This is a genomic window from Photobacterium kishitanii (genome assembly GCF_003026355.1).
In the GTDB taxonomy this organism is placed as follows: Bacteria; Pseudomonadota; Gammaproteobacteria; order Enterobacterales; family Vibrionaceae; genus Photobacterium; species Photobacterium kishitanii.
Genome location: NZ_PYON01000006.1, coordinates 1 through 26,868, shown reverse-complemented (window position 1 = coordinate 26,868; position 26,868 = coordinate 1). Strand labels below are relative to the sequence as shown.

22 protein-coding genes and 9 tRNA genes are annotated in these 26,868 nt (G+C 40.8%); 27 read left to right on the top strand and 4 right to left on the bottom strand.

Annotated elements, in window-relative coordinates:
- Positions 1-200 precede the first annotated feature (200 nt).
- The 10 genes from C0W29_RS08530 to rpoS all read left to right on the top strand — a co-directional run bounded on the left by C0W29_RS08530 (position 201) and on the right by rpoS (position 9,514).
- Positions 201-1,841 carry a CTP synthase gene (locus C0W29_RS08530; protein ID WP_036793327.1) on the top strand — a complete coding sequence of 547 codons (1,641 nt, stop codon included), beginning with the start codon at positions 201-203 and terminating at the stop codon, positions 1,839-1,841.
- 80 nt (positions 1,842-1,921) lie between these two features.
- Entirely contained in the window at positions 1,922-3,226 is a 1,305-nt protein-coding gene (gene eno, locus C0W29_RS08525) for a phosphopyruvate hydratase (RefSeq protein ID WP_036793328.1), read from the top strand.
- 309 nt (positions 3,227-3,535) lie between these two features.
- Positions 3,536-3,814 (top strand): cell division protein FtsB, encoded by a 279-nt coding sequence (gene ftsB / locus C0W29_RS08520; protein ID WP_036793329.1) that lies wholly within the window; start codon positions 3,536-3,538, stop codon positions 3,812-3,814.
- 34 nt (positions 3,815-3,848) lie between these two features.
- The gene (gene ispD / locus C0W29_RS08515) at positions 3,849-4,559 is read left to right on the top strand and encodes a 2-C-methyl-D-erythritol 4-phosphate cytidylyltransferase (protein WP_036793330.1); all 711 of its coding nucleotides are present in this window, start codon (positions 3,849-3,851) and stop codon (positions 4,557-4,559) included.
- Entirely contained in the window at positions 4,559-5,032 is a 474-nt protein-coding gene (gene ispF, locus C0W29_RS08510; RefSeq protein ID WP_036793331.1) for a 2-C-methyl-D-erythritol 2,4-cyclodiphosphate synthase, read from the top strand. Before ispD ends, ispF begins: the two co-directional genes overlap by 1 nt.
- A 37-nt stretch (positions 5,033-5,069) precedes the next feature.
- On the top strand, positions 5,070-6,125 hold the full coding sequence (gene truD, locus C0W29_RS08505; protein WP_036796226.1) for a tRNA pseudouridine(13) synthase TruD: 1,056 nt from the start codon (positions 5,070-5,072) through the stop codon (positions 6,123-6,125).
- Positions 6,103-6,852 (top strand): 5'/3'-nucleotidase SurE, encoded by a 750-nt coding sequence (gene surE / locus C0W29_RS08500; protein ID WP_036793332.1) that lies wholly within the window; start codon positions 6,103-6,105, stop codon positions 6,850-6,852. Before truD ends, surE begins: the two co-directional genes overlap by 23 nt.
- A gap of 2 nt (positions 6,853-6,854) precedes the next feature.
- Entirely contained in the window at positions 6,855-7,484 is a 630-nt protein-coding gene (locus C0W29_RS08495) for a protein-L-isoaspartate(D-aspartate) O-methyltransferase (protein WP_045043447.1), read from the top strand.
- Between the two features lie 18 nt (positions 7,485-7,502).
- A complete protein-coding gene (locus tag C0W29_RS08490; RefSeq protein WP_045045446.1) occupies positions 7,503-8,432 on the top strand; it encodes a peptidoglycan DD-metalloendopeptidase family protein in 930 nt (309 codons plus the stop codon).
- Positions 8,433-8,521: 89 nt separating this feature from the next.
- Positions 8,522-9,514 carry an RNA polymerase sigma factor RpoS gene (gene rpoS / locus C0W29_RS08485; protein ID WP_036793334.1) on the top strand — a complete coding sequence of 331 codons (993 nt, stop codon included), beginning with the start codon at positions 8,522-8,524 and terminating at the stop codon, positions 9,512-9,514.
- 133 nt (positions 9,515-9,647) lie between these two features.
- Here rpoS and mutS read toward each other — a convergent pair whose 3' ends face one another.
- The gene (gene mutS / locus C0W29_RS08480; RefSeq protein WP_045043448.1) at positions 9,648-12,227 is read right to left on the bottom strand and encodes a DNA mismatch repair protein MutS; all 2,580 of its coding nucleotides are present in this window, start codon (positions 12,225-12,227) and stop codon (positions 9,648-9,650) included.
- Between the two features lie 211 nt (positions 12,228-12,438).
- Here mutS and pncC point away from each other — a divergent pair, with 211 nt between their 5' ends.
- Entirely contained in the window at positions 12,439-12,936 is a 498-nt protein-coding gene (pncC, locus tag C0W29_RS08475) for a nicotinamide-nucleotide amidase (RefSeq protein ID WP_036793336.1), read from the top strand.
- A gap of 127 nt (positions 12,937-13,063) precedes the next feature.
- Positions 13,064-14,116, top strand: a complete 1,053-nt coding sequence (gene recA / locus C0W29_RS08470; RefSeq protein ID WP_045045436.1) for a recombinase RecA — start codon at positions 13,064-13,066, stop codon at positions 14,114-14,116.
- A 108-nt stretch (positions 14,117-14,224) separates the two neighbouring features.
- On the opposite strand, the gene C0W29_RS08465 is transcribed toward recA, so the two are convergent.
- Genes C0W29_RS08465 through C0W29_RS08455 form a run of 3 tightly spaced genes read right to left on the bottom strand, consistent with a single transcriptional unit; the run spans position 14,225 to position 17,742 of the window.
- Positions 14,225-15,715, bottom strand: coding sequence for a hypothetical protein (locus C0W29_RS08465; protein ID WP_107174217.1), 1,491 nt, complete (start codon positions 15,713-15,715; stop codon positions 14,225-14,227).
- Positions 15,712-16,449, bottom strand: a complete 738-nt coding sequence (locus C0W29_RS08460; protein ID WP_045045439.1) for an SDR family oxidoreductase — start codon at positions 16,447-16,449, stop codon at positions 15,712-15,714. Before C0W29_RS08460 ends, C0W29_RS08465 begins: the two co-directional genes overlap by 4 nt.
- A 3-nt stretch (positions 16,450-16,452) precedes the next feature.
- Complete coding sequence (locus C0W29_RS08455) at positions 16,453-17,742, bottom strand: FAD-binding oxidoreductase (protein WP_045043461.1); 1,290 nt, start codon at positions 17,740-17,742, stop codon at positions 16,453-16,455.
- A gap of 337 nt (positions 17,743-18,079) precedes the next feature.
- On the opposite strand from C0W29_RS08455, the gene C0W29_RS08450 reads away from it, so the two are divergent.
- The 15 genes from C0W29_RS08450 (at position 18,080) to C0W29_RS08380 (ending at position 26,827) form a co-directional block, all read left to right on the top strand.
- Entirely contained in the window at positions 18,080-18,958 is an 879-nt protein-coding gene (locus tag C0W29_RS08450; protein WP_045043462.1) for a decaprenyl-phosphate phosphoribosyltransferase, read from the top strand.
- A gap of 10 nt (positions 18,959-18,968) precedes the next feature.
- Positions 18,969-19,397 carry a divergent PAP2 family protein gene (locus C0W29_RS08445; RefSeq protein ID WP_045045440.1) on the top strand — a complete coding sequence of 143 codons (429 nt, stop codon included), beginning with the start codon at positions 18,969-18,971 and terminating at the stop codon, positions 19,395-19,397.
- A gap of 195 nt (positions 19,398-19,592) precedes the next feature.
- A complete protein-coding gene (gene kch / locus C0W29_RS08440) occupies positions 19,593-20,822 on the top strand; it encodes a voltage-gated potassium channel protein (RefSeq protein ID WP_036793342.1) in 1,230 nt (409 codons plus the stop codon).
- 353 nt (positions 20,823-21,175) lie between these two features.
- The gene (gene alaS, locus C0W29_RS08435) at positions 21,176-23,797 is read left to right on the top strand and encodes an alanine--tRNA ligase (protein WP_045045441.1); all 2,622 of its coding nucleotides are present in this window, start codon (positions 21,176-21,178) and stop codon (positions 23,795-23,797) included.
- Positions 23,798-23,813: 16 nt separating this feature from the next.
- The gene (locus C0W29_RS08430; protein ID WP_107174216.1) at positions 23,814-24,998 is read left to right on the top strand and encodes an aspartate kinase; all 1,185 of its coding nucleotides are present in this window, start codon (positions 23,814-23,816) and stop codon (positions 24,996-24,998) included.
- A gap of 86 nt (positions 24,999-25,084) precedes the next feature.
- Positions 25,085-25,282, top strand: coding sequence for a carbon storage regulator CsrA (csrA, locus tag C0W29_RS08425; protein ID WP_036793345.1), 198 nt, complete (start codon positions 25,085-25,087; stop codon positions 25,280-25,282).
- Positions 25,283-25,552: 270 nt separating this feature from the next.
- Positions 25,553-25,644 (top strand) — tRNA-Ser (locus tag C0W29_RS08420).
- A gap of 84 nt (positions 25,645-25,728) precedes the next feature.
- A tRNA-Arg gene (locus C0W29_RS08415) sits at positions 25,729-25,805 on the top strand.
- Between the two features lie 67 nt (positions 25,806-25,872).
- A tRNA-Ser gene (locus tag C0W29_RS08410) sits at positions 25,873-25,964 on the top strand.
- Between the two features lie 64 nt (positions 25,965-26,028).
- Positions 26,029-26,105: transfer RNA gene (locus tag C0W29_RS08405), tRNA-Arg, on the top strand.
- A gap of 57 nt (positions 26,106-26,162) precedes the next feature.
- Positions 26,163-26,254 (top strand) — tRNA-Ser (locus tag C0W29_RS08400).
- A 115-nt stretch (positions 26,255-26,369) separates the two neighbouring features.
- Positions 26,370-26,446: transfer RNA gene (locus tag C0W29_RS08395), tRNA-Arg, on the top strand.
- A gap of 50 nt (positions 26,447-26,496) precedes the next feature.
- A tRNA-Arg gene (locus C0W29_RS08390) sits at positions 26,497-26,573 on the top strand.
- Positions 26,574-26,623: 50 nt separating this feature from the next.
- A tRNA-Arg gene (locus C0W29_RS08385) sits at positions 26,624-26,700 on the top strand.
- Positions 26,701-26,750: 50 nt separating this feature from the next.
- A tRNA-Arg gene (locus C0W29_RS08380) sits at positions 26,751-26,827 on the top strand.
- Positions 26,828-26,868 lie beyond the last annotated feature (41 nt).

The following is a 26,868-nucleotide window of genomic DNA, read 5'->3' as shown; positions in this document are numbered from 1 at the left end:
TGCTATAAAGGTATAGTGACTTAGTGGCTAAAAGTAGTGAAATGGGGTGAAAACACGGCGCATATCACTTCCTTGATTTGAGACAAAAAAAATCTTAGGGGTGTGTGATAGTTTTCACGTTGTGGCGATAAATGGTGTCTGGTATACTAATTTCCCGTCCAGATACACTTTATCCTCTACACCAATCTTCCAGGTTTAACATGACAACGAATTATATTTTTGTTACGGGCGGAGTAGTATCCTCTCTAGGTAAAGGCATTGCTGCAGCATCTTTGGCAGCTATTCTAGAAGCGCGTGGTCTGAATGTGACCATGATGAAATTAGACCCTTACATTAACGTTGATCCAGGCACAATGAGCCCAACTCAGCATGGTGAAGTATTCGTTACGGAAGACGGTGCAGAGACTGATCTTGACTTAGGTCACTACGAACGTTTTATTCGTACCAAAATGACAAAGCGTAATAACTTTACTGCTGGTCGTGTGTACGCTGACGTATTACGCAAAGAGCGTCGTGGTGATTACCTAGGTGCAACGATTCAGGTTATTCCACATATCACGAACGAAATTAAAGATCGTGTGATTGCAGGTGCTGCGGGTCATGATATCGCGATTGTTGAAGTCGGTGGCACAGTAGGTGATATTGAATCACTACCATTTATGGAAGCTATTCGTCAGCTTGCAGTTCAACAAGGTCGTGAAAACACCATGTTTATGCACTTGACATTAGTTCCTTACCTAGCTGCTGCTGGTGAAGTGAAAACTAAGCCAACTCAACACTCAGTGAAAGAATTACTTTCTATCGGTATTCAACCAGATATTTTGGTTTGCCGTAGTGATCGTGTTATTCCTGCTAATGAGCGCGCAAAAATTGCGTTGTTCTGTAATGTGCAAGAAAAAGCGGTTATCTCAATGAAAGATGTAGATTCAATCTACAAAATTCCACAGCTTATTAAGGCACAAGGCCTTGATGACTTGGTATGTAAGCGTTTTGGTATTACTGCACCAGAAGCTGACTTATCTGAGTGGGAACAAGTTATTTACGAAGAAGCTAACCCTACTGCTGAAGTCACTATCGGTATGGTTGGTAAGTACATTGAATTACCTGACGCATATAAGTCAGTCAACGAAGCGCTTAAGCACGCTGGTTTGAAAAATCGTATTTCAGTACAAATTAAATACATCGATTCTCAAGATGTTGAGTCTAAAGGTACTGAAGTACTTGCAGATCTTGATGCTATCCTAGTACCTGGTGGCTTTGGTCATCGTGGTATCGAAGGTAAGATTCTGACGGCTCAATATGCACGTGAAAACAAAATCCCTTATTTAGGTATTTGTTTGGGTATGCAAGTCGCATTAATTGAGTTTGCTCGTAATGTAGCAAACATGGCGGATGCACATTCAACTGAATTTAACGCTGAAACTAAACACCCAGTAGTTGGTTTAATCACTGAGTGGGTTGATGGCGAAGGTAACGTAGAAGAGCGTACTGAAAAATCTGATCTAGGCGGTACTATGCGCCTTGGTTCTCAGTTATGTCATCTTCAAGAAGGTTCAAAAGCACGTGAATTGTACGCACAAGCGTCAATCCATGAGCGTCACCGTCACCGTTACGAAGTTAATAATAACTTGCTACCTAAGTTAGAGAAAGCTGGTCTAAAAGTATCAGGTTTATCTGCTGATAAGAAGCTAGTTGAAATTATTGAAATTCCGAATCATCCTTGGTTCGTTGCTGCACAGTTCCACCCAGAATTCACTTCAACACCTCGTGATGGTCACCCATTATTTGAAGGTTTTGTAAAAGCTGCTGGTGCACACCACCGCGGTGAATCTGATAAGTAAGGATTACTGATAGCTGTAGCAGTTATCGCTGCAGCTATTTTATTTCGCTTTTAATTTGAAGATAAAGCAGAGGAAACACAATGTCTAAGATCGTTAAAGTTCTAGCTCGTGAAATCATTGACTCACGTGGCAACCCAACAATTGAAGCTGAAGTTCACCTAGAAGGTGGTTTCGTTGGTATGGCTGCTGCACCGTCTGGTGCTTCTACGGGTTCTCGTGAAGCTCTTGAGCTACGTGATGGCGACAAATCTCGTTTCCTAGGTAAAGGTGTTCTTAAAGCTGTTGCTGCTGCAAACGGTCCAATCGCTGAAGTACTTATGGGTAAAGACGCGACTGATCAAGCTGCAATCGACCAACTTATGATCGACCTTGATGGTACTGAAAACAAATCTAACTTTGGTGCTAACGCAATCCTAGCTGTTTCTCTAGCTAACGCTAAAGCAGCTGCTGCATCTAAAGGCATGCCTTTATACGAGCACATTGCTGAGCTAAACGGTACTGCTGGTCAGTTCTCTATGCCTTTACCTATGATGAACATCATCAATGGTGGTGAGCACGCAGATAACACTGTTGATATTCAAGAGTTCATGATTCAGCCAGTAGGTGCTAAGTCTCTTCGTGAAGCTGTACGTATGGGTTCTGAAGTATTCCACAGCCTAGCTAAAGTGCTTAAGTCTAAGGGCATGAGCACTGCAGTTGGTGATGAAGGTGGTTTCGCACCAAACCTTGAGTCAAACGAAGCGGCTCTTAAAGCAATCAAAGAAGCTGTTGAAGCTGCAGGTTACGAGCTAGGTACAGATATTACTCTAGCTATGGACTGTGCTGCTTCTGAGTTCTACAACAAAGAACAAGGTATCTACGACCTTAAAGGTGAAGGTAAGCAATTCACTTCAGAAGAGTTTAACTTCTTCCTTAAAGATCTTGTTGATAAGTTCCCAGCTATCGTTTCTATCGAAGATGGTCTAGACGAATCAGATTGGGCTGGCTTCAAGCACCAAACTGAACTACTAGGTGATAAAATTCAACTAGTAGGTGACGATCTATTCGTTACAAACACTAAGATCTTTGCTGAAGGTATTGAGAAAGGTATCACTAACTCAATCCTTATCAAGCTTAACCAAATCGGTTCTCTAACTGAAACACTAGCTTGTATCAAGATGGCTAAAGATGCTGGTTACACTGCAGTTATCTCTCACCGTTCAGGCGAGACAGAAGACGCAACTATCGCTGATCTAGCGGTAGGTACTGCTGCAGGCCAAATCAAAACTGGTTCTATGAGCCGTTCTGACCGTGTTGCTAAGTACAACCAACTTATCCGTATCGAAGAAGCACTAGGTGAGCGTGCTATCTTTAACGGTCTTAAAGAAGTTAAAGGCCAAGCTTAATTCTTTTAAGCCTATAATTGAGCTTGCTCAATTAGCCTAAATCGAACCGTCTCTTAGGAGGCGGTTTTTTTTTAGTAAAAAATAGTAGTGCTACAAATATCGCTAAATAAATGGTTTTTTGTTTGATTTATCAGCAAAAATGACACGCAATTAGCACAGTACCAACTCTATGACCATAATAGTGGTCACAATAAGCTGATTATGGGATTATTACTCTTCCGCAGTATGTATTCCAATTACTCACAATCAGTGGCTGATTGGCATGTATATTGTTGGCATTGACATTTAGGCTGATTTTGAAGGGGAACCATGCGTCTGTTTATCATTATCCTGCTAGTGGTTTTAGCATGGCTGCAGTACGATTTCTGGGATGGTAAAAACGGTATGAATGAGTATACCGCAGTAAAAGAAAGCGTTGCGTTGCAACAAGCTGCTAATACTGAATTACAACAACGAAACCAACAAATGTATGCGGAAATTAAAGATCTTCACGGTGGTAAAGAAGCAGTAGAAGAACGCGCGCGTAATGATTTAGGTTTAATTAAACCCGGTGAAACCTTTGTTCGAGTTCTGGGTGATAATAACTAAGGATTCGCGTTTTTTGTTGTGAGTGATAAAGCGGATGATAGCTAAAGAATTTATTGCCGTAGTACCTGCGGCAGGAGTGGGGAGTCGAATGGCTGCCGATCGTCCAAAGCAATATCTTCATATTGCAGGTAAAACCATTTTAGAGCATACCGTTGATCGGCTGTTGAGCTTAGCTGAGATTACACGGGTAGTGATTGCAATTAGTGCTGATGATCCTTATTTCCCATTGTTACCGTTAGCGACTGATCCACGAATTACCGTCGTTGATGGTGGTGCTGAACGGGCTGATTCAGTGTTTGCCGGTTTAGCTGCGATTGACAATGATAATGCGTGGGTGTTGGTACATGATGCAGCACGCCCCTGTGTCCGTCAAACTGATTTACAAGCATTGATTACTGCTGCTGTTAGTAGTGAATATGGCGCAATTTTAGCTGCACCTGTGCGCGATACGATGAAGCGCGGCCAGAATACGTTAACTCAGCCTCAGATTAGTCATACGGTAGATCGTGAAAACTTATGGCATGCGCTGACACCGCAAATGTTTCGGGTAGGGCAATTACGTGATGCATTAACTGCAGCATTAGCACAAGGTGCGACGATTACTGATGAAGCATCAGCACTAGAGTTTTGTGGTTATACGCCACTGCTGGTCGCAGGGCGCAGCGATAACCTCAAGGTGACACAGCCAGAAGATTTAGCTTTAGCTGAATTTTATTTACAACTTTTATTAAAGGAACAACATTAATGCGTATTGGTCATGGGTTTGATGTGCATAAATTTGGTGGTACCGGTCCGGTTATTATTGGTGGTGTTGCGGTTCCTTATGAACAAGGCTTAATAGCACATTCTGATGGTGATGTTGCGTTGCATGCTGTATGTGATGCGTTATTAGGGGCAATTGGTGCCGGTGATATTGGCCGTCACTTCCCTGATACTGATGCTGAATGGGCTGGAGCGGATAGTCGATTCTTACTGCGTGATGTTTATAACAAGGTTAAAACTGCAGGTTATTGCCTTGGTAATGTAGACGTCACTATTATTGCTCAAGCACCTAAAATGGCGCCTTATATTGACGCTATGTGCCAAGCAATTGCTGAAGATCTTGAAACAGATATAACTAACATTAATGTTAAAGCAACCACTTCTGAACGTTTAGGTTTTACTGGACGTAAAGAAGGTATTGCTTGTGAAGCAGTTGTTTTAATTAAAAAGGTATAATCACACCATGTCGACAAATAACACCTCAGCAAACGTAATGGATTGTTTTAAATGGCTTCATGAGCAGCCAATTTGCCAAGGAAGTATTAAGGCAAATCCCCAAGATTTTATCGTTAATGAGCAGTTAGGTTTTACCTTTAGTGGTACTGGCGAACACTTGATGGTTAAAGTTCGTAAAACGGGTGAAAACACTAAATATGTCGTTAATGAATTAGCCAAAGCTTGTGGCGTTAAATCACGTGATGTTAGCTGGGCTGGTCTTAAAGATCGCCATGCAGTGACTGAGCAATGGATAAGTGTTCATTTACCGGGTAAAGCCGATCCTGATTTAACGCAGTTTGAAGCAGAACATCCAGGTATTGAGATCCTTGAAACGACTCGCCATGACAAAAAATTACGTCCAGGTGATCTACAAGGTAACTGGTTCCAATTGCGTTTAACTGATTTAGATCAGCCACAAGTGTTAGCTGAGCGTTTAGAGTTAGTTAAACAGCAAGGTGTTGCGAACTACTTTGGTCAACAACGTTTTGGGCATGGTGGTAATAATGTCGTTAAAGCGCGTGCTTGGGGTAATAATGAATTCCGTGTTCGTGATAAGAGCAAGCGTAGTTTTTATTTATCGGCAGCCCGTTCATGGATGTTTAACCAAGTATTGTCTGCTCGTATTGAGCAAAACCTTACCCGTGAAATTATGTTAGGTGATTGCCTGCAAGCTGCTGGTGATGAGCGTACGTTTATTGTCGATACTATTACACCAGAATTGCAGCAGCAAGTTATGCAAGGTGAGGTGTTAATTACTGGCCCATTATTGGGTGATAATGCCTTACCGACAACTGCTGATGCGCAAGCATTTGAACTTGCGATTGTTGAGCAAGAACCTGCGTTAGTGGCATTGGTACGTGATAACCGTATGCGTCATGATCGTCGACCATTACTTTTATTGCCTCAGAATATGCAATGGCAGTTTGATGATAATGGTGTGATCCTTTCTTTTGCTTTACCTGCTGGCAGTTTTGCGACTTCGGTAGTGCGTGAGTTGATCATGCCGCTAGAATCAGAAGGTATGAATGATGAGAATACTGATCAGCAATGATGATGGTATTTTTGCTGAGGGCATAAATACGTTAGCTCAGGTCTTAGCAGATTTGGGTGAGGTAATAGTAGTAGCTCCTGATCGTAATCGATCAGGGGCGTCTAATTCGTTAACTATTGATTATCCACTACGTATTCGTCAGCAAAGTAATAACAGGGTAGCAGTCCAAGGTACACCGGTTGATTGTGTCCACTTTGCACTAACTGAATGGTTAGATGAGCAACCTGATATTGTAGTGGCAGGCATTAATCATGGTGCCAATTTAGGTGATGATGTGCTGTATTCTGGCACTGTTGCTGCTGCAACTGAAGGCTATTTTTTAGGTGTGCCTGCGATAGCGGTTTCATTAGTGGGTGACACTCATTTTGAAACGGCAGCCCAAGTGGTAAAAATTCTGATTGAAAAAATGGTCATGCAGCCATTATCTACTCAGAAGATTATTAATGTTAATGTTCCCGATGTGCCTTTTGAGCAATTAAAGGGCTGGAAAACAACCCGCTTAGGCGCTCGGCATCGAGCTGTTAGCATGATTAAAAAAACCGATCCTCGGGGTAATCCCTTGTATTGGTTAGGTCCTCCTGGTGACACACAAGATGCTGCTGAGGGAACTGATTTTTTTGCGATTGAACACGGAGAGGTTTCGATTACTCCGTTGCAAGTCGACCTGACTGCGCATGATGCAATAGCCGGGTTAGAAAGCTGGATGCATGCTGTGGAGATCCGATAACTATGCGTTATCAGAGCCAAGTTGATAACTTAATTGCGTTATTAGTAAGTAGAGGAATTACGGATCAACGGGTATTGCGCGCTATCGCAACAATCCCACGCGAATTTTTCGTTGATGAAGCATTTTCTTATCAAGCTTATGAGAATAATGCGTTACCTATTGGTAGTGGTCAGACGATTTCACAGCCGTATATTGTCGCTAAAATGACGTCGTTATTAAGGTTAACACCGCAATCATCCGTGCTAGAAATTGGTACTGGATCTGGTTATCAGGCTTCAGTGTTAGCACAATTAGTTGATCATGTTTATTCTGTTGAGCGAATTAAAGGCCTGCAATGGCAAGCTAAACGACGGTTTAAGCAATTAGAATTGTATAATATTTCAACCAAACACGGTGATGGATGGCAGGGCTGGGAAAGTAAAGGCCCATTTGATGCTATTATTGTTACCGCTGCGCCAAGTGAGGTTCCCCAGAGCCTATTAAACCAACTTGCCGATGGCGGTCGATTAATATTACCCGTAGGTTATTCTGAACAAGTGTTAAGATTGATTGTTCGCAACGGTGAGCAGTTTATTGAAACGGATATCGAACCTGTTAAATTTGTGCCGTTAGTGGCTGGAGATTTGGCGTAAACTATGAGTATTGAGCGTATGATAAAAAAAATAATTCAACCTTCTGTGCTAGCAGTAACCTGTGTCGTTCTGCTGTCCGCATGTAGTAGTCATACGCCTGCTCCTGTTTCAAATCTTGCTAAAGATTATTCACAATTACAGCGTGGTAGCTTCCATGGCCGCTACTACACCGTTCAAAAAGGCGATACGCTGTATTTTATTTCTTATATGACGGGTCGCGATGTTAAAGATATCGTGAAGCTAAACCGTTTACCTTATCCTTATACGATTTATCCAGGACAAACGTTAGCGATTCCAACTTCAGATAGTCAAGCTACCGCACCGACACGAACAAATAACGTAGTGGTAACGCCACTGATAGCGCCATCGACAACTAAAACGGTAACCCAGACCGTAACTAAACCAGTACAACCTACCGTTGTCGTTAAACCGGCTGTGCAAAAAACAACCAACAAACCAGTTGCGAAGCAAGAAGCAAAAGAGTACTCTGGAAATTCAAAAGTTAACAAACCTGTAACAACTAAGCCGGTAACTAAAGCGCCAGCTAAACCAGTAACTAAACCGACGGTACAAGTTTCAAGTTCTGGCTGGTCTTGGCCTGTGAAAGGTAAAGTGATTACAGGGTTCTCTAACGCTGATAATGGCAATAAAGGTATCGATATTACAGCTGCTCGTGGCACACCTATTCGAGCAACAGCTGCTGGTAAAGTGGTTTATGCTGGTGATGCGTTACGAGGATACGGTAACTTAGTGATCATCAAACACAGTGAAGATTATCTTAGTGCTTATGCGCATAACGATAAAATCTTGGTTAAAGAACAACAATCAGTTAAAGCTGGCCAGGAAATCGCTACTATGGGTAGCTCTGGTGCATCAAGCGTTAGGTTGCACTTTGAAATTCGCTATAAAGGTAAGTCAGTTGATCCAATGCGCTTTCTTCCTAAGTAGCAAGCCATAATAAAAATAGAGAGAAACGTATAAATTAGAAATGACATCATGACGTTGTAATGTCTTTAACTCGCCATCTGGGAGGCGCTATGAGTAGAAGCAGCACAGCCAAAAAACTTGAATCATTGACATTAGATGACAGCATTGAGCTTAATAGTTTAGTGGTGCCAACTGATAATAATTCTGATACGTCAGCATCGACAGAAGGTGCTGATATCTCCAAATATGAGACCAGTGCTAAAGCACTTGATGCAACTCAACTTTACCTTGGTGAAATTGGATATTCTCCGTTGCTCACCGCTGAAGAAGAAGTGTTGTATGCACGGCGCGCGTTACGTGGCGATGAGGTCTCACGTAAACGGATGATAGAAAGTAATCTCCGTTTAGTGGTCAAAATATCACGTCGTTATAGTAATCGTGGTTTAGCTTTACTTGATCTGGTTGAAGAAGGCAATTTAGGGCTTATTCGTGCGGTTGAAAAATTTGATCCTGAACGTGGCTTTCGTTTTTCGACTTATGCGACATGGTGGATTCGTCAAACCATTGAGCGAGCGATCATGAATCAGACTCGAACGATTCGGTTACCGATCCATGTTGTTAAAGAGCTTAATGTTTATTTACGTACCGCACGTGAATTAGCCCAAAAACTCGATCATGAGCCAACCGCTGAAGATATTGCGCTGCAACTTGAAAAATCGGTTGATGATGTCAATCGCATGCTGCGCCTTAATGAGCGCGTAAGTTCGGTCGATAACCCTATCGGTGGTGATTCTGACAAGGCATTGTTAGACATTATTCCTGATGAAAAAGGCGGTAGCCCGGAAACATCGACTCAAGATGATGATATTAAGAACTCGATTGTTGATTGGCTTCAAGATCTTAATCCTAAGCAGCGAGAAGTGCTGGCACGTCGATTTGGCTTATTAGGTTATGAGGCATCGACATTAGAAGATGTTGGACGTGAAATTGGTTTAACTCGTGAGCGGGTACGTCAAATTCAAGTTGAAGGTCTACGCCGTTTACGCGATATGTTGACTCATCAAGGGTTAAGTATTGAATCGTTGTTTAATCAAGAAATGTAAGCTTGAATATCAATGCTCGCGGTCTTTTTTTGAACTTACTTTTACGCAAGCAAATATCAATCGCATTGAATAAAAAAGGACGCTAAGGCGTCCTTTTTTTATGTGCTTCAAATGAAGTATGCGTTGCTAACTATTACTGCAATAACGCTTTAAGACGATATAACTCATCTAATGCTTGGCGAGGGGTTAACTCATCAGGGTTAACATTTGCCAGTGCTTCTTCGACTTCACTTGGCTCTGGAATCAAGCTCAGCTGATGTTCTTCACGTGGCGGTTGCCCTGCAACAGTAGGTTGTTGGGCTTTTTGATGACCAAGTGCTTCTAATTGCTTTAGCTTTATTTTAGCGCGTTTAATAACAGCCTTAGGCACACCAGCAAGGCTAGCAACGGCTAAACCATACGATTTACTCGCAGCCCCTTCTTGAACGCTATGCATAAAGGCAATATTGTCGCCGTGTTCAACCGCATCAAGATGAACATTTGCTAAACCAGAGAGTAATGATGGCAACTCGGTTAATTCAAAATAATGGGTTGCAAACAGTGTCATTGCGGCAATTTTATCTGCTAGCCATTCCGCACTTGCCCAGGCCAGAGATAAACCATCATAGGTACTGGTGCCACGACCAATTTCATCCATTAACACTAAACTGTGTTTAGTCGCATTGTGGAGAATATTGGCTGTTTCCGTCATTTCTACCATAAAGGTTGAGCGGCCAGAGGCGAGATCATCGGATGCTCCAATACGGGTAAAAATACGATCTAGAGGACCAATAGTAACGGCTTCTGCCGGCACAAATGAGCCCACATGTGCTAGTAATGCGATTAAAGCCGTTTGACGCATATAGGTCGATTTACCGCCCATATTCGGACCCGTAATAATCAACATACGACGATCTTGATGTAATGCAATTGGGTTGGCGATAAATGGTTCGCTCAACACTTGTTCAACCACTGGATGACGACCTGCGGTAATATTAATGCCCGTGGTGGTGGTCAATTGTGGGCGACAGTAGTTTAAGCTGTCAGCTCGTTCGGCTAAGTTAGCTAATACATCTAATTCTGATAATGCACTTGCCGCTAACTGTAATCGTTCTAAGTGAGGTAACAGTTGATCAAACAGTTCCTCCCACAGTTTTTTCTCAAGTGCTAAGGCTTTTGATTTTGAATTTAGCACTTTATCTTCGTGTTCTTTTAATTCAGGAATAATATAGCGCTCAGCATTTTTTAATGTTTGGCGACGAATATAGTGATCCGGAACTAAGTGACTCTGGCCTCGACTGACTTGAATAAAGAAACCATGAACCTGATTAAAGCCAACTTTCAGACTATCAATGTCGTGACGTTCACGCTCACGGGTTTCAAGGTCGGTTAAATATTGTTTAGCGCCATCGGCTAAATCACGCCATTCATCCAATTCTGCATTATAGCCTGGTGCTAATACGCCACCATCGCGAATAATCACTGGTGGGTTTTCAATAATCGCGTGCTCAAGCAATTGGCACAGATCATCCATTGGCGCTGAATGTTGGGCTAACTCGCCAATACGAGCCTGTGGAATCTCTGCTAATAATTGTGCCAGTTCAGGCAAATATTGCATTGCGGTACGCATACGGGCTAAATCACGTGGTCGAGCAGAACGTAAAGCTAATCGCGCTAGAATACGCTCTAAATCCCCCATATGACGCAGCACACCGGCAGCATCAACAAACATTCCGCTATCTTTAAAAGCTTCAATTGCATCTAAACGACCATTTAATTGATGCTGATCGCGAATGGGTTGGTGTAACCAGCGTTTAAGTAAGCGGCTGCCCATTGGGGTCGCGGTATGATCTAATACAGCAGCAAGAGTGTTATCAAAACCACCGGCTAGATTTTGGGTTAACTCTAAATTACGGCGTGTCGCGGCATCTAAAATAACGGCGTGATCTTGAGTATCAAGCGTGATCGCGCGAATATGAGGGAGTGCTGTGCGCTGAGTATCTTTGACATATTGCATCAAACAACCTGCAGCACATAAGCCAAGGTTCGCTTTTTCAACCCCAAAGCCGACTAAATCACGCGTACCAAATTGTAGCGTTAGTTGTTGGCGTGCGGTTTCTAGTTCAAATTCCCAAATCGGACGACGACGTTTACCCTTAAACGGTTCAACTAAATGTAAATAGGTGAAATCTTCAGGGTAAAGCAATTCGGCAGGGCTAGTACGTTGTAGTTCGGCCTGCATTTCTTCTTCGGTATTAGGCTCGGTTAACATGAAACGACCCGAGGTAATATCAAGTGTTGCGTAGCCAAATTTATTATTTGCGGTATAAATAGCTGCAATTAAGTTATCACGACGTTCATTAAGCAAGGCTTCATCACTGACTGTACCTGGAGTTACGATACGCACAACTTTACGTTCAACAGGGCCTTTGCTGGTAGCGGGATCGCCGATCTGTTCACAGATTGCAACGGATACCCCTTGTTGAACTAATTTAGCTAGATAGCCCTCTACTGCATGGTAAGGCACACCAGCCATTGGAATGGGTTCACCATTGGTCGCGCCACGTTTTGTCAGAGAGATATCAAGTAGTTGTGAAGCTCGCTTGGCATCATCAAAAAACATCTCATAGAAGTCGCCCATGCGGTAGAACAATAGAATATCAGGGTTTTCAGCTTTGATCCGAAGGAACTGCTGCATCATAGGAGTATGTTTTTCTAAGCCTTTTATCGTCACGATATTGCCTACTCTTGCTGGTTCGACGTCGGCCACTTAAGGTAGCTCGACCAAAAATAATGAGCACTAAGGATACGTGAATCAGCGGATCGGGCAAAGTAGCCATTGGACTTTTTTTATCATCTTTGCAATGGTGATTAACAGGCGTAAAGTTAATGCCAGCGTTTCAATATATTAAATACAGAAAGTAATAACAGGCTTGGAGGCACTTATGGTAGATATCGAACAGTTGGCTGATGAACTCGGTCAAGCATTAAAGGCTAAACAGTGGGTAGTAACCACCGCAGAATCTTGTACTGGTGGTGGTGTTTCGTTTGCTATTACTGATATTCCTGGAAGTTCAGTATGGTTTAATCGTGCTTTTATTACTTATAGCAATGAAGCAAAGAAACAGATGCTCAGTGTGACCGATCAAGCTTTGGTTGAATTCGGTGCGGTAAGTGAGGCGGTGGTATTTGAAATGGCCTGTGGTGCTTTAGCGGCTTCTCGAGCAGATATTAGTGTCGCGATCAGTGGTATTGCTGGCCCTGATGGTGGCAGTGACGAAAAACCTGTCGGGACAGTATGGTTTGCTTGGGCTGATGCGACAGGTTGGCAACAAACCCGTAGTTGTTTATTTAGTGGTTCACGCCAACAAGTAAGACAACAAGCAATAGCTGAAGCGCTGTCTGGGTTGATTGAACGCGTAAAGAGTGTGATAGAAGAGTGATCTAATCCTTAAAAAAATGTATTTAACAAAAAAAATTAAACCAGAACTAGACACTGTATGAATAGACAGTATACTAAGTCTCATACCCAGTTCAGTAACTTTATTTTAGCATCCGTTGGAGAGTCGAATGGACGATAATAAGCAAAAGGCTCTTGCCGCAGCGTTAGGCCAGATTGAGAAGCAGTTCGGTAAAGGTTCAATCATGAAATTGGGCGATAACCGTACTATGGATATCGAAACCATTTCAACCGGCTCATTATCACTTGATATAGCATTAGGTGCTGGTGGTTTACCAATGGGACGTATCGTAGAAATCTATGGTCCAGAATCATCAGGTAAAACAACCCTAACACTGGAAACTATTGCCGCGGCTCAAAAAGTAGGTAAGACGTGTGCATTTATTGATGCAGAACACGCACTCGATCCAATTTATGCAGAAAAACTGGGTGTTGATATTAATCAACTTCTTGTTTCTCAACCAGATACTGGTGAGCAAGCTTTAGAAATTGTTGATGCATTGGCTCGTTCAGGTGCAGTCGACTTAATCGTTGTCGATTCAGTTGCTGCCCTAACACCTAAAGCTGAAATTGAAGGCGAAATGGGTGATTCCCATATGGGTCTTCAAGCTCGTATGCTGTCGCAAGCAATGCGTAAATTAACCGGTAACCTTAAGCAGTCTAACTGTATGTGTATCTTCATCAACCAAATTCGTATGAAGATTGGTGTGATGTTTGGTAACCCAGAAACCACGACTGGTGGTAATGCATTAAAGTTTTATGCTTCTGTTCGTCTTGATATTCGTCGTACTGGTGCTATCAAAGAAGGCGATGAAGTTGTTGGTAACGAAACCCGAATTAAAGTCGTTAAAAATAAAATTGCGGCACCGTTTAAACAAGCAGAAACTCAAATTTTGTATGGCCAAGGTTTTAACCGTAATGGTGAATTAATTGATCTTGGCGTGAAGCATAAATTAGTTGAAAAAGCAGGTGCTTGGTATAGTTACCAAGGTAATAAAATTGGTCAAGGTAAAGCAAACTCTTGTAAATACCTAGTTGAAAATCCTGAGATTGCAACTGAGATCGAAAAGAAATTACGTGATTTACTGCTATCACCTGCTGTAGCTGAAACTGATGAAAAAGATGCAGTAAAAGCAGATGTTGAAGACGGTGATGCTTTTTAATTAACGCATTATTTATTGCCGTTTATATAAATAATAAATATCAACCCAGCCTTTGCGCTGGGTTTTTTTGTATATCAATGGCTACCATTAGATAAGATATATTCAGTTTTAGAAGCAAAGTGTATCTCCACCTTTAAAGCTTAAAGTATCGTTATAACTGATTGCTTGATGTTGTAATAGCACTGTTTTTATTGCTTGATATTTTTCTGAACGTGGGTTGATCGAATATATATCATATCTATTACAATTGGTTTTAGGTGGGGAAATTAGCTGTTTGAACTTATAGAGTAAACTACCACTTTCGGTATAGAAAGGAACTAGATACATTTTATAATTCATTTCTTTTATCGCTATTAATATGTTTGTGCATTGATTATTCCATGATCTTTCATTCTGAATGCTATTTTTTATTTTATCCATATAACAATGAGACACAATGAGGTCATAATTTCCATTTTTTATATCTATAGGCTGGATGAGCTTTTTTGAAAACTGAGGGGTATTTAATCCCCAGCTATCATGAACGGTCCAGTCACTATAATAGGCTAAACGCCCTGATTCAGTTACTAGCATGCGGCCATTTATACCATTTAGGTTTTTGGATAAAGCGAAGATATTTTCATTTTTTGAATAGATAATTTGATTGATTACTCTATGAGTTATAGCAGCGGATAGGATAGAAACAAAAAGTACATATATATACTTCTTTATATTTTTCTCTTGATGTAATAAATATAAAACGCCAAAGAATAATGGGGCGATAAAACGATTGCCTATATTTTGAGATAATGTCATCGATGAATAAAATAAAATAGGTATAATTGTTATAAGAATGATTGTTCTTTTATTTTTCGACATGCTTATAACAATAAGCATCGGGATAGCCACTATTGCTACATCTTTTAATGACGAATATGAAAATAGTAGGAGTTCTTTTGTTCCGTGTTGTTTAATATAAAAAGGTAATGGTAATAGCTCGTTGAAATAATACATTCGCCATAAAAAATAAATCCCACCGGGTATAATTAAATATTTCAAACTGACGAATAGACGTTCTTTACTCAAAGAAAATCCATTTTCAAATTGATAAAGTAATACTAAAGATGCTCCCCACACCACACCGTCAGGCCTAAATAAGCATAGCAGCAGTATACATAAGTGCATGTTTTTATGTTTTTTTTGTAAATAAAACTGTAAGCAATATAGATATATAGTTGAAAAAACAATACTACTAAACCCAAATGCTGCAGAATAAATAAATGACGTAATAGTCATTGCGATGAGAATGAAAAATAAATGATTATGTTTACAGAGTAATTTTATAAGTAAATATAGTGATAATGAGGTAATCATTAATGATGCTGTATACTCATTTATACCAACAAAATGGAATAAGCTTATTGCGACCATCCATAGAAAATCAGTTGCTCCTTCAATTGGAGTGCCTATATTACCGTATGAGATGACACCAGTATTTGCTAAGGTGTTTGAATATTCATAGAGAATTACAGCATCTTCAGCGGGATGAATAAACAGCAAACTGATTATAAAAAAAAGCCCTGAAAAATATAAAGCCAGCCCAGTTTGTAGTTTGCTCATAACTGACTCCGATTAAAGAGCTTCGCTGGAATGAACTTAATAATAGCCATGATGATAAACCAGAACCAAGGTACGTAAGAAAATAAGGATTTTGATTCAATGCGTTTTTTTATGATTTTGGCAACATATTCAGGCGATGACCATAAGATGTTTTTGGTCAATTCGGCTGTCATTTGAGTCTCGACAAAACCGGGCTTAATATCTAGCACATGAACATTTGATTTGGATAATCGTTGTGCTAGACCTTGTAGGAACGTGGAGACTAGACTTTTAGCTGCTCCATAAACATAGTTAGATTGGCGTCCTCTATCTCCAGCCACGCTGCTGATCACGGTGATATTACCGTCTTGTTGTTTTTCCATCTTATTAGCGATGGGGGTTAAGATGGAGATTATGCTACTTGCGTTGATTGTGAGCTGTTGTAATGTGTGTGAGGCTGAAGATTGGCATTCGGTTTGATTTGATAAACGGCCATGAGCAATAAAGATACAATCAATATGGTTAAAATATTTAAAGATGTCATTGATAAGTTGATGGTGAGAGGTTAGCTCTTCAGCATCAAATAGAGCGGTTGACACAGATTGAGCACCACGGATCTGTAAGTCTTGAGTAATAATCGATAGTTTTTGTTGATCACGAGCAAGCAAATATAAGTTATCACCGTCATTGGCATGCAGCCGTGCAACGTGTTGGGCAATTGTTGAAGTAGCACCAAAAATAACAATGTTTTTCACGGCTTATAACCCTATACGCAGAGATTGTAGAGATTGGAATACCTTGTCTGCTTGGTAATGTTGGCGTATTGCTTGAAAAGACGTCCATTGGGGGTAACCGGCTTTAAACATCTTTTCTGACATGCGGACATCTTTTGATAAATATAACCTTCCGTTAAGTTTGGTTACGATTGCATCTAATTCATCGAGCAGTGCTAATACTTTGGGGGTTAGCTTAAAATCTAACGCTAACGTGTAGCCTTCTATTGGAAAAGAGAGATAGTTGGCATTTTTTTTACCAAATAGTTTTAGTACCGCCAGTAATGAGTTTTGTTTTGAGTTGGACACTGTCGTTAATATTTCGGTTAACCCGTTAAGACCTGCCGACTTTGGGATCACAAATTGATATTGCGTAAATCCATTTTTTCCATAGATGTTGTTCCAATTACGAATACTGTCTAATGGATAAAAAAAAGAGTCGTAGTGTACTGTTGCGGTGGTTTCTTGATGACGCACTCGGCGAAAATAGAGTGCGTTAAATATTTTAATGGTATGTGGATTTAGCAACCGAGAGGGGAAATTAATGGGGATGGTTAATTTACTTTTTTGATGGGGAGTTAATGGTCCAGTGTCTGCATGCTCCCCTAGGATTAATAAAGAGCGGCCTAAACTTTCGCCTGTTGCAGAACAATCAATCCATGCCACAGAATAGGTATAATGTTTATTCGTTTCAAATAAGCTTAAAAGTTGTTTGAGGTTATTGGATTTTATGGTTTTCTGTTTGATATAGGCACTTTTTATTGGGAGTAAGCGAAAAGAAACCGATAAAATAATGCCTGTTAGCCCCATTCCGCCACAGGTTGCGTAAAACAAGTTGGAATAGTTGCTACGAGAGCATTTTAAAATACCTGAGTTGACCGTTAATAGTTCGAAAGATTGTACATGGTCGCTAAAACAACCTGAAAGATGGTGATTTTTGCCATGCACATCACTTGCAATTGCTCCACCGACCGTTACAAATTTAGTGCCAGGTGTGACAGGTAGAAACCAGCCTTTGGGGACAAAGTATTGCAAAATCGCTTCAAGTGAGACACCTGCATTACAGGTTAATATTCCTGTATCGGAGTCAAAAGACTGAAAATAGTCTAATTTATGGCAGTCTATTATATGAGCAGATAATGCACTATCGCCATAGCTACGGCCTAAACCTCGAGCAATAGTATGAGGTTGAAGCGTGATTGTTTGAGATTTAAATTGTAGGTAATTAATCGTGGCATCAATATGAGGATATTTACCCCAACTGGTTATGTTCATGACGAGTGTTTTCCATCTATAAAATAGTCTCACCTAAAACCAATGTGATTAAAAATATTTAATAAAGGTACTGATTTAAACTATCGTTTATTGAATATAGTTATTGATTAAATAATAATTGTATTAAGATTGATATTTTATTATTTATATATAAAAGCTTTAATGTTCATATAAGTGAGACATTAAATTATATCTTGTAGGCTACACTTGATTTTTATAGTTTTATTTATTTCATATAAATGGTTGTTGCTATGTTTAAGTGAGAATTAGTCTCATTGTTTTAATAACATCCCCATTAATGTTGTTTGATTAATATATCGTGTTATTGGGTTTTTAAATGAATTTGATCAATAAGATAATTTTACTTTTTAGACAATTCTCATTTTTAAAATTTATAAAGTTAATGAGGCCTAAGCATTGGGTTAAGAATCTTTTTGTTCTCGCGCCTGTTATTTTTTCTGGATTATTAGATAGTAAAGTTGCAATAGTTGATGCATTTTTGGCAATGGTATTATTTTGTATAGCGTCATCTGTTACTTATGTTTTTAATGATTATATGGATATTGAAAGCGATCGTCAGCATCCAATTAAATCCAAAAGACCTTTAGCATCTGGTGATATTTCAAAACAAGCTGCGATTATTTTAATCTGTATATTATATAGTGTTATTATTGTCTTAGGGATGTTTAATAAAAATGTTTTTAGTGTCGTTGTTAGCTATGTTTTATTAAATATAGCTTATAGTCTATATCTTAAACATCAACCCGTTCTTGATATTTTTACGATTGCTATTGGCTTTGTCTTACGTGTGTATGCAGGAGCTGTTGCAATTCAGGTTCCATTATCGGCATGGATGTTTATAACAACCTTCTCATTAGCTTTATTTCTTGCCTCGATTAAGCGCCGTCAAGAGATCCTTAAAAGTAATGCTATGAGCCGTAATGTTTTACGCTTTTATACCGTACCGTTGATGAACCGATATGCTGAGATGTCATCTATTTGTGCATTACTATTTTATAGTTTGTTTGTTATATCAGTAAATACTGAGATGGTTATCACTATTCCTTTTGTTATTTTTGGATTATATCGATATTGGTTTGTCGTCGAAGGTAATGGAAGAGGGGAATCGCCAGCAGATGTTTTATTTGAGGACTATCAATTACAATTATCTATTCTGTTATGGGTTGCATCTTGTATTTATATAATATGGATTTAAAGAGGGATTAATGGATTTTAGTTATTTGATTACGCCATTTTTCACATGGCTAGTTGCTGGCTGTAGTAAGTTTTTAATTAACTCAATAAAATCTAGGCAATTAGCCTTTAAATTAATTGGTTATGGCGGGTTACCGAGTAATCATACCAGTATTGTTTGTAGTGTGGCTGCTCTTATTGCATTAAAAGATGGCATTGATACTCCAGCCTTTGGGGTGGCCGTGGGGGTAGCATTTATTGTTATGCTTGATGCAAACGGTCTGCGGCAGAAAATAGCTCAACATGCGGTGATGATTAACCAATTGAATCGAGGAACAGCTTCCCCTCAGTTACGAGAACAGATCGGGCATACACGGTTAGAAATTTTTGCTGGCATTATAACGGGTATTAGTTGTGCTTGGGGGGTAAATCTTTTTCTTCCTCTTATCATTATTTCCTAATACCACGGGTATATTGTTTTGTATGTGAATATTAACAATGCGATGAAGTGTCTTTCTTAGTAAAATGCCTAGGTACTTGATAGAATTATTCTAACTCCCCGTGCTATCGGTCGCTTTCCTTTAGTCAGTCAATCAGAGTTAAGGGCTTAGTTTTATCGTCATGGAATAAGCACATATCTAGGTTAATCTACTGTAATGAAAGAACATTATTCGTTTATACATTGGATGGCGAACACCATTCGACGGTTTACCAAGTGGCTTTATACTCTGCGCCATATCTTTGTGGCTTTGTTTGTTTTAGGTAACAGCGGACTTATTTTTCATACGATTTATGGCTTGCCGATTGATCTGTTTACGTTGTTTAATGTTCGAGACTACGAGCAAATTAATACCAGCTTTTTAACCAATGCACCTTATTTTATGTTAGGGGTGTTTATTGTTATGAGTTCGGTTGGGCTTTTTTTTAGAGCCAGAATTTCATGGATGATCAGTTTTACGTTAATGCTGATCAATATATTTTATACCGCCCATATTCACCCTCAGCAAACCCATAATATTCACTATGGTATCGCATCATTAGTGTTGTTATTTATGGTGCGTAAATACTTTTCGAAAAGCAGTGTTGCCGCCGGTAGTATCTTTGCGTTAATTAGTGTTATTACTTTATTATTAACATCAACTTATGGCGCATTATATTTTGGTGATGGATTTAATCCTAAAATTACTAGTTTATTGACAGCGTTTTATTATGCGATAGAAACCATGTCTACCGTTGGATATGGTGATATTGTTCCAGTGTCTGAACCCGCTCGATTGTTTACTATTTCGGTTATTGTGTCAGGCATTACAGTCTTTGCCACTTCGGCAACGTCAGTGTTAGGCCCTGTTGTTCATAGTGGTTTTGAACGACTTGTTAAAGGTAATAGCAAAAAAATGGATCGTACTAATCACTTTATAATTTGTGGCTTATCAAGCCTAGCCGTTAATACCATCAAGCAACTAACGGAGCGCAAGCAGCCGATTACGGTTATTGTTTCACCGCGAATACAGCAAGTGGCTAAAGACCAATTAGAAGGACTAGATGTTGTTGTTGGTGACTACAGTGATGGCTCCATATTAACTCAAGCTGGGGTAATGAATGCCAAAGCTGTCTTGGCTCTTAGTGATGATGATGCCGACAATGCATTTATTGTGTTATCAGCAATTGAATTAGCCAGTTCTGCCCGTACCGTGGCACTGGTGAATGAAAGCAAAAATATCAATAAAGTAAAAAGTGTTAATCCTGACATTGTTATTTCACCGCAGCAATTTGCGAGTGATATTCTAGCGCGAGTATTAAACGGTGAGAGTATCGATAGTGATTCTATAGTGGCGTCGCTATTACATTCCGTACAAGGGCTATCAGATAAAGAAATTAATAAATAATATTGGTGCATTTGTTTAACAAAGCCATCAATGTTGTGCGCATTGGTGGCAACTAAAATTTAATTAATCGCCATCATTGACGATAGTTCATATGTTATATGAATAGTTTACAAGGGGGCTGAGCTTTCATTGGCTATATAAAGGATGATTATTTGATACATTTTTCCACATATCATTTCCCGTAATAGCTACCGTTGTTTTACAATAGCCCCCAAAAAATTTATCTTAGCTTTATTACTAGATGGTAATTGTTCACAAAGCCTTGTGGTTTAAGGCGTCAACGGTTACCGAAGAAAATCACTTCGAGGTGATTTTCTGTCTTTCTATTTCAAGCATTAATTCAGGATTTGCCAATGTACATGAGCACTGATGAGATTCGCCGCGCGTATCTTGCGTTTTTCGAGAGCAAAGGCCACCAGATCGTGGAAAGCTCATCTCTTGTACCTGCGAATGACCCAACGTTGTTATTCACTAACGCAGGTATGAACCAGTTTAAAGATACATTCCTAGGTCTTGAAAAGCGTAACTATACACGTGCGACAAGCGCTCAGCGTTGTGTTCGTGCGGGTGGTAAACATAACGACCTTGAAAATGTAGGTTTTACAGCCCGTCACCATACTTTCTTTGAAATGCTGGGTAACTTCAGCTTTGGCGATTACTTTAAGCATGATGCGATTGGTTATGCGTGGGAGTTTCTAACCAAAGAACTTAAGCTTCCTGAAGATCGTTTAGTGGTTACTATCTATGAAAGTGATGACGAAGCGTTTGAAATCTGGAATAAAGAAATTGGTATTCCAGCTGATCGTATCGTACGTATTGGTGATAACAAAGGCGCGCCGTTTGCTTCAGATAACTTCTGGCAGATGGGTGACACCGGCCCTTGTGGCCCATGTACTGAAATTTTCTATGATCACGGCGATCACATCTGGGGTGGCCGTCCTGGTACGCCAGAAGAAGATGGTGACCGTTTCATTGAGATCTGGAATAACGTATTTATGCAGTTCAACCGTCAAGCTGACGGCACAATGGAACCGCTACCTAAGCCATCTGTAGATACAGGTATGGGTATTGAGCGTATTGCTGCAATCATGCAAGGTGTACACTCAAACTATGAAATCGATATTTTCCAAACGTTAATTAAAGAAGCTGCTGCTGTTATTGGTTATGACGATTTGTCTAATCAATCACTACGCGTTGTGGCTGACCATATCCGTTCTTGTGCTTTCCTTATTGCTGATGGTGTGATGCCATCAAACGAAGGCCGTGGTTATGTATTACGTCGTATTATTCGTCGTGCAGTACGCCACGGAAACAAGTTAGGTGCACAAGGCGTGTTCTTCTACAAACTTGTAGGTCCATTAGCTGAGATCATGGGCACTGCAGGTGTTGAGCTTAAAGCGCAACAAGAACTTGTAGAGAAAGTATTAAAGATTGAAGAAGATAACTTTAGTCGCACCCTTGAACGTGGTCTGACAATTCTTAATGAAGCGTTAGATAATATCGACGGCAATGTGCTTGACGGTGAAACGGTATTTAAACTTTATGATACTTACGGTTTCCCTGCTGACTTAACTAACGACGTTGCGCGTGAGCGTGGTTTCTCAATCGATGAAGAAGGTTTTGAAACAGCGATGGCAGCGCAACGTCAACGTGCACGTGATGCGGGCAACTTTGGTGTTGATTACAATGACGCCATTAAAGTTGATGCTGAAACAGAATTCTGTGGTTACAGCTCGACTGATGGCGAAGGTGTAATCGTGGCGTTATACCGCGATGGTAACGCTGTTGATAGTATCAATGCTGGCGAAAACGCATTAGTTGTATTATCAAATACACCATTCTACGCAGAATCAGGTGGTCAGTGTGGCGATAGCGGTTTATTAACAGCTGAAGGTGTCGTGTTTAACGTTGCTGATACGCAAAAGTTTGGCGCAGCAACCGGTCATAAAGGCCAATTAGTTGAAGGTTCACTAACAGTGGGTCAGCAATTAACAGCAGCTGTTGATTCTGAGCGTCGTCAAGCGATTAGCCTTAACCACTCAGCGACACACTTAATGCATGCAGCACTGCGTACTATTTTAGGTGATCACGTTTCTCAGAAAGGTTCATTAGTAAAAGCGGATAGCCTTCGTTTTGACTTCTCAAACTTAGAAGCCGTTAAACCTGAGCAATTACGTGCTGTTGAGAATATGGTGAACGAGCAAATTCGTGCTAACCATAGTATTGATACTAACATCATGGATATCGAAGCTGCGAAAGCAAAAGGTGCGATGGCATTATTTGGTGAGAAGTATGATGACCAAGTGCGCGTATTAAGCATGGGTGATTTCTCAACTGAACTTTGTGGTGGTGTGCACGCAACACGTACTGGTGATATCGGTCTATTTAAGATTTTATCTGAAAGTGGTATTGCTGCTGGTATTCGTCGTATTGAAGCTGTGACAGGCGCTGGCGCAATTGCTGCGATGCACACTGAAGATATGATGCTAGCGAAAACAGCGCGTTTAGTGAAATCTGATGTGGCTTCTGTGGTTAGCAAGGTTGATGCACTAGTATCACACAGCAAACAACTAGAAAAAGAAATTCAGCAATTAAAAGATAAGCTTGCCGCACAAGAAGGTGCGAGCTTGATCAATAAAGCACAACAAATCAATGGCGTTAACGTATTAATCGCTAAGCTTGATGGTGCTGATAACAAAGCACTTCGTGGCATGGTTGATGAATTGAAAAATCAATTAGGTAGCGGTGTGGTGCTATTAGGTAATGTTAGCGATGGCAAAGTGGGCCTAATTGCTGGCGTAACCAAAGATTTAATTGGCAAAGTAAAAGCAGGTGAGCTAGTTAATTTAGTTGCACTGCAAGTTGGCGGTAAGGGCGGTGGTCGTCCAGATATGGCGCAAGCTGGTGGTACTGACGCAGCAGCATTGCCTGCAGCATTAGACACTGTTGCACCATGGCTTGCTGACAAACTGTAATTACTGGAGAGGTAATGTGGCACTATTAGTGCAGAAATTTGGTGGTACATCGGTCGGTAGTATTGAGCGAATAGAAGCTGTTGCTGAGCGAGTAATAAAAGCCTGCCAGTGTGGCCACCAAGTTGTTGTTGTCTTGTCTGCAATGGCCGGTGAGACTAATCGTTTGTTAGGCTTAGCTAAGCAGATTGATGCTGTACCTACCCCACGTGAGCTTGATGTTTTACTTGCAGCGGGTGAACAGGTGTCAATTGCCTTGTTGGCTATGGCGTTGAATAAACGGGGCTATAGCGCAATTTCATTGACGGCAGATCAAGTTGTTATCCACACTGATAGCAACTTTAATAATGCCACTATCGATGAAGTTGAAACCCAGCATATAACCACATTACTTGGCCAAGGCAACATTGTTGTCGTGGCCGGTTTCCAAGGACGTGACATTGATGGCAATGTCACAACCTTAGGACGTGGTGGGTCAGATACTACTGCGGTTGCTATTGCTAGTGCACTTAAAGCCGATGAGTGTCAGATCTTTACTGATGTTGATGGAGTGTATTCTACCGATCCAAGAATTGTACCAACTGCAGCCCGTTTGGATGTTATTCATTTTGATTACATGACTTGCATGGCGCGCCTAGGGGCAAAAGTGCTACAATTACAGTCTGTAGAGTATGCGTGCCAACATCGCGTTCCATTACGTGTTCTTTCTTCGTTTGAAGAAGGGCAGGGAACGTTAGTGAATTTCGATGTAATGAGTAATCAGAGCATCATTGGCGTTGCGCTCCAAAGGCAGCAAATTTTAGTTAATATTACACTACCAGCAACTGTTCTTAATGAGCAGTTGGACCTATATGGTTTGACAGCTTGGAATTTATCAACTAATTCTAGTGATGACACATCACAAATCGTTATTTCTAATGATGATTTAGCGCGTTTAAGGCTAGTGTTTGATAGTAAAATGCGCCATATTGGTATGGTCTCTATACTTTCTTTGATAGGAAAGGATATTCAGCAACATTTGAAATCTATTCAAATGGTACTGCAAGAGGCTGGCATTACAGTGCATACATATCAGGGCGATAAGAAATGTTTGTCTTTATTGATTAATGAAGATGATCATCTCGCAGCTGTTGATTTAATCCATGAAAAATTTGTGGTCGATAGCCAGTATTTAGGTAATCTATCGCATCTTGCTGTTTCTTGAGCCACGGCTATTTACGAAATTGTGAATTTTATTGGATAAAAAACGTTAAATTCTTATAAGACTGAGATTACTCAAGGAGCACTCGAATGCTAATTTTAACACGTCGTGTAGGTGAAACTCTAATGATCGGTGACGAAGTAACTGTTACTGTTCTTGGGGTTAAGGGAAATCAGGTACGTATTGGTGTTAATGCACCTAAAGAAGTATCTGTTCACCGTGAAGAAATTTATATGCGAATTCAAGCAGAAAAAGAAGCTGGTACTCCGAGTACTGGTAACTACTAATTCGAAGAGGGCTAGGATAATTATCCTGGCCTTTTTTGTGTCTGTAGAAAAGCAATACCTTGGTCGTTGCGATTAAATGCAGATCAAAGCTCATATTTTTTGTAAGCTTCAGAGACGATGATCTGTCTTGGAAAATGAATATTTCATCACTGGCGTTGTATTAATTATCGCATTGCTTACTAAGTGTGCATTCGTGCGGCGAGTGTTGGTTTTTATCAATAAAGTGTTTGACTTATTTTGGGCTAACAGTAATATGTGCCTCCACAACGTGGTGAGGTGGCCGAGAGGCTGAAGGCGCTCCCCTGCTAAGGGAGTATACGGTTTATCCCGTATCGAGGGTTCGAATCCCTCCTTCACCGCCATTATTTTTTAATGGATATTGTGAACGCTTTCTTATTGATTTAATTATCTTAATTTGGGATAATATTACGGTAGTAAAGCACAGTGCGCGCGTAGCTCAGCTGGATAGAGTACCTGGCTACGAACCAGGCGGTCGGAGGTTCGAATCCTCCCGCGCGCACCATTATTTAAGCAATGAGTCATGTTAGCTTTAGCCGCTAGTATAACTTATTACTTGCACCGAATTGTGTGGTGAGGTGGCCGAGAGGCTGAAGGCGCTCCCCTGCTAAGGGAGTATACGGTTTATCCCGTATCGAGGGTTCGAATCCCTCCTTCACCGCCATTCTTTATTGATGGCAACGATGTTGATATCAATATGGTGTTTTCTTTAGCAAGAAACACCCAGTGCGCGCGTAGCTCAGCTGGATAGAGTACCTGGCTACGAACCAGGCGGTCGGAGGTTCGAATCCTCCCGCGCGCACCATTATTTAAGCGATGAGTTAATTGTAATAATTAACTTGTTACTTATACCAATTTGTGTGGTGAGGTGGCCGAGAGGCTGAAGGCGCTCCCCTGCTAAGGGAGTATACGGTTTATCCCGTATCGAGGGTTCGAATCCCTCCTTCACCGCCATTCTTTTGCAAGTTGTTAAAAATTACCGCAAGGTAAGGTTTGACGATTGCACTATTCCTTTTTATAGCTAAAAGGAATTGTTTCTAGCAAGATATTGTCTTAAAAGAAACACAGTGCGCGCGTAGCTCAGCTGGATAGAGTACCTGGCTACGAACCAGGCGGTCGGAGGTTCGAATCCTCCCGCGCGCACCATCATTTAAAAGCAATAGGCCTCAATGTCTGTTGTTGCAACAAAATTTAGTGCGCGCGTAGCTCAGCTGGATAGAGTACTTGGCTACGAACCAGGCGGTCGGAGGTTCGAATCCTCCCGCGCGCACCATCATTTAAAAGCAATAGACCTCAATGTCTGTTGTTGCAACAAAATTTAGTGCGCGCGTAGCTCAGCTGGATAGAGTACCTGGCTACGAACCAGGCGGTCGGAGGTTCGAATCCTCCCGCGCGCACCATCATTTAAAAGCAATAGACCTCAATGTCTATTGTTACAACAAAATTTAGTGCGCGCGTAGCTCAGCTGGATAGAGTACCTGGCTACGAACCAGGCGGTCGGAGGTTCGAATCCTCCCGCGCGCACCATCATTTAAAAGCAATAGACCTCAATGTCTGTTGTTGTAACA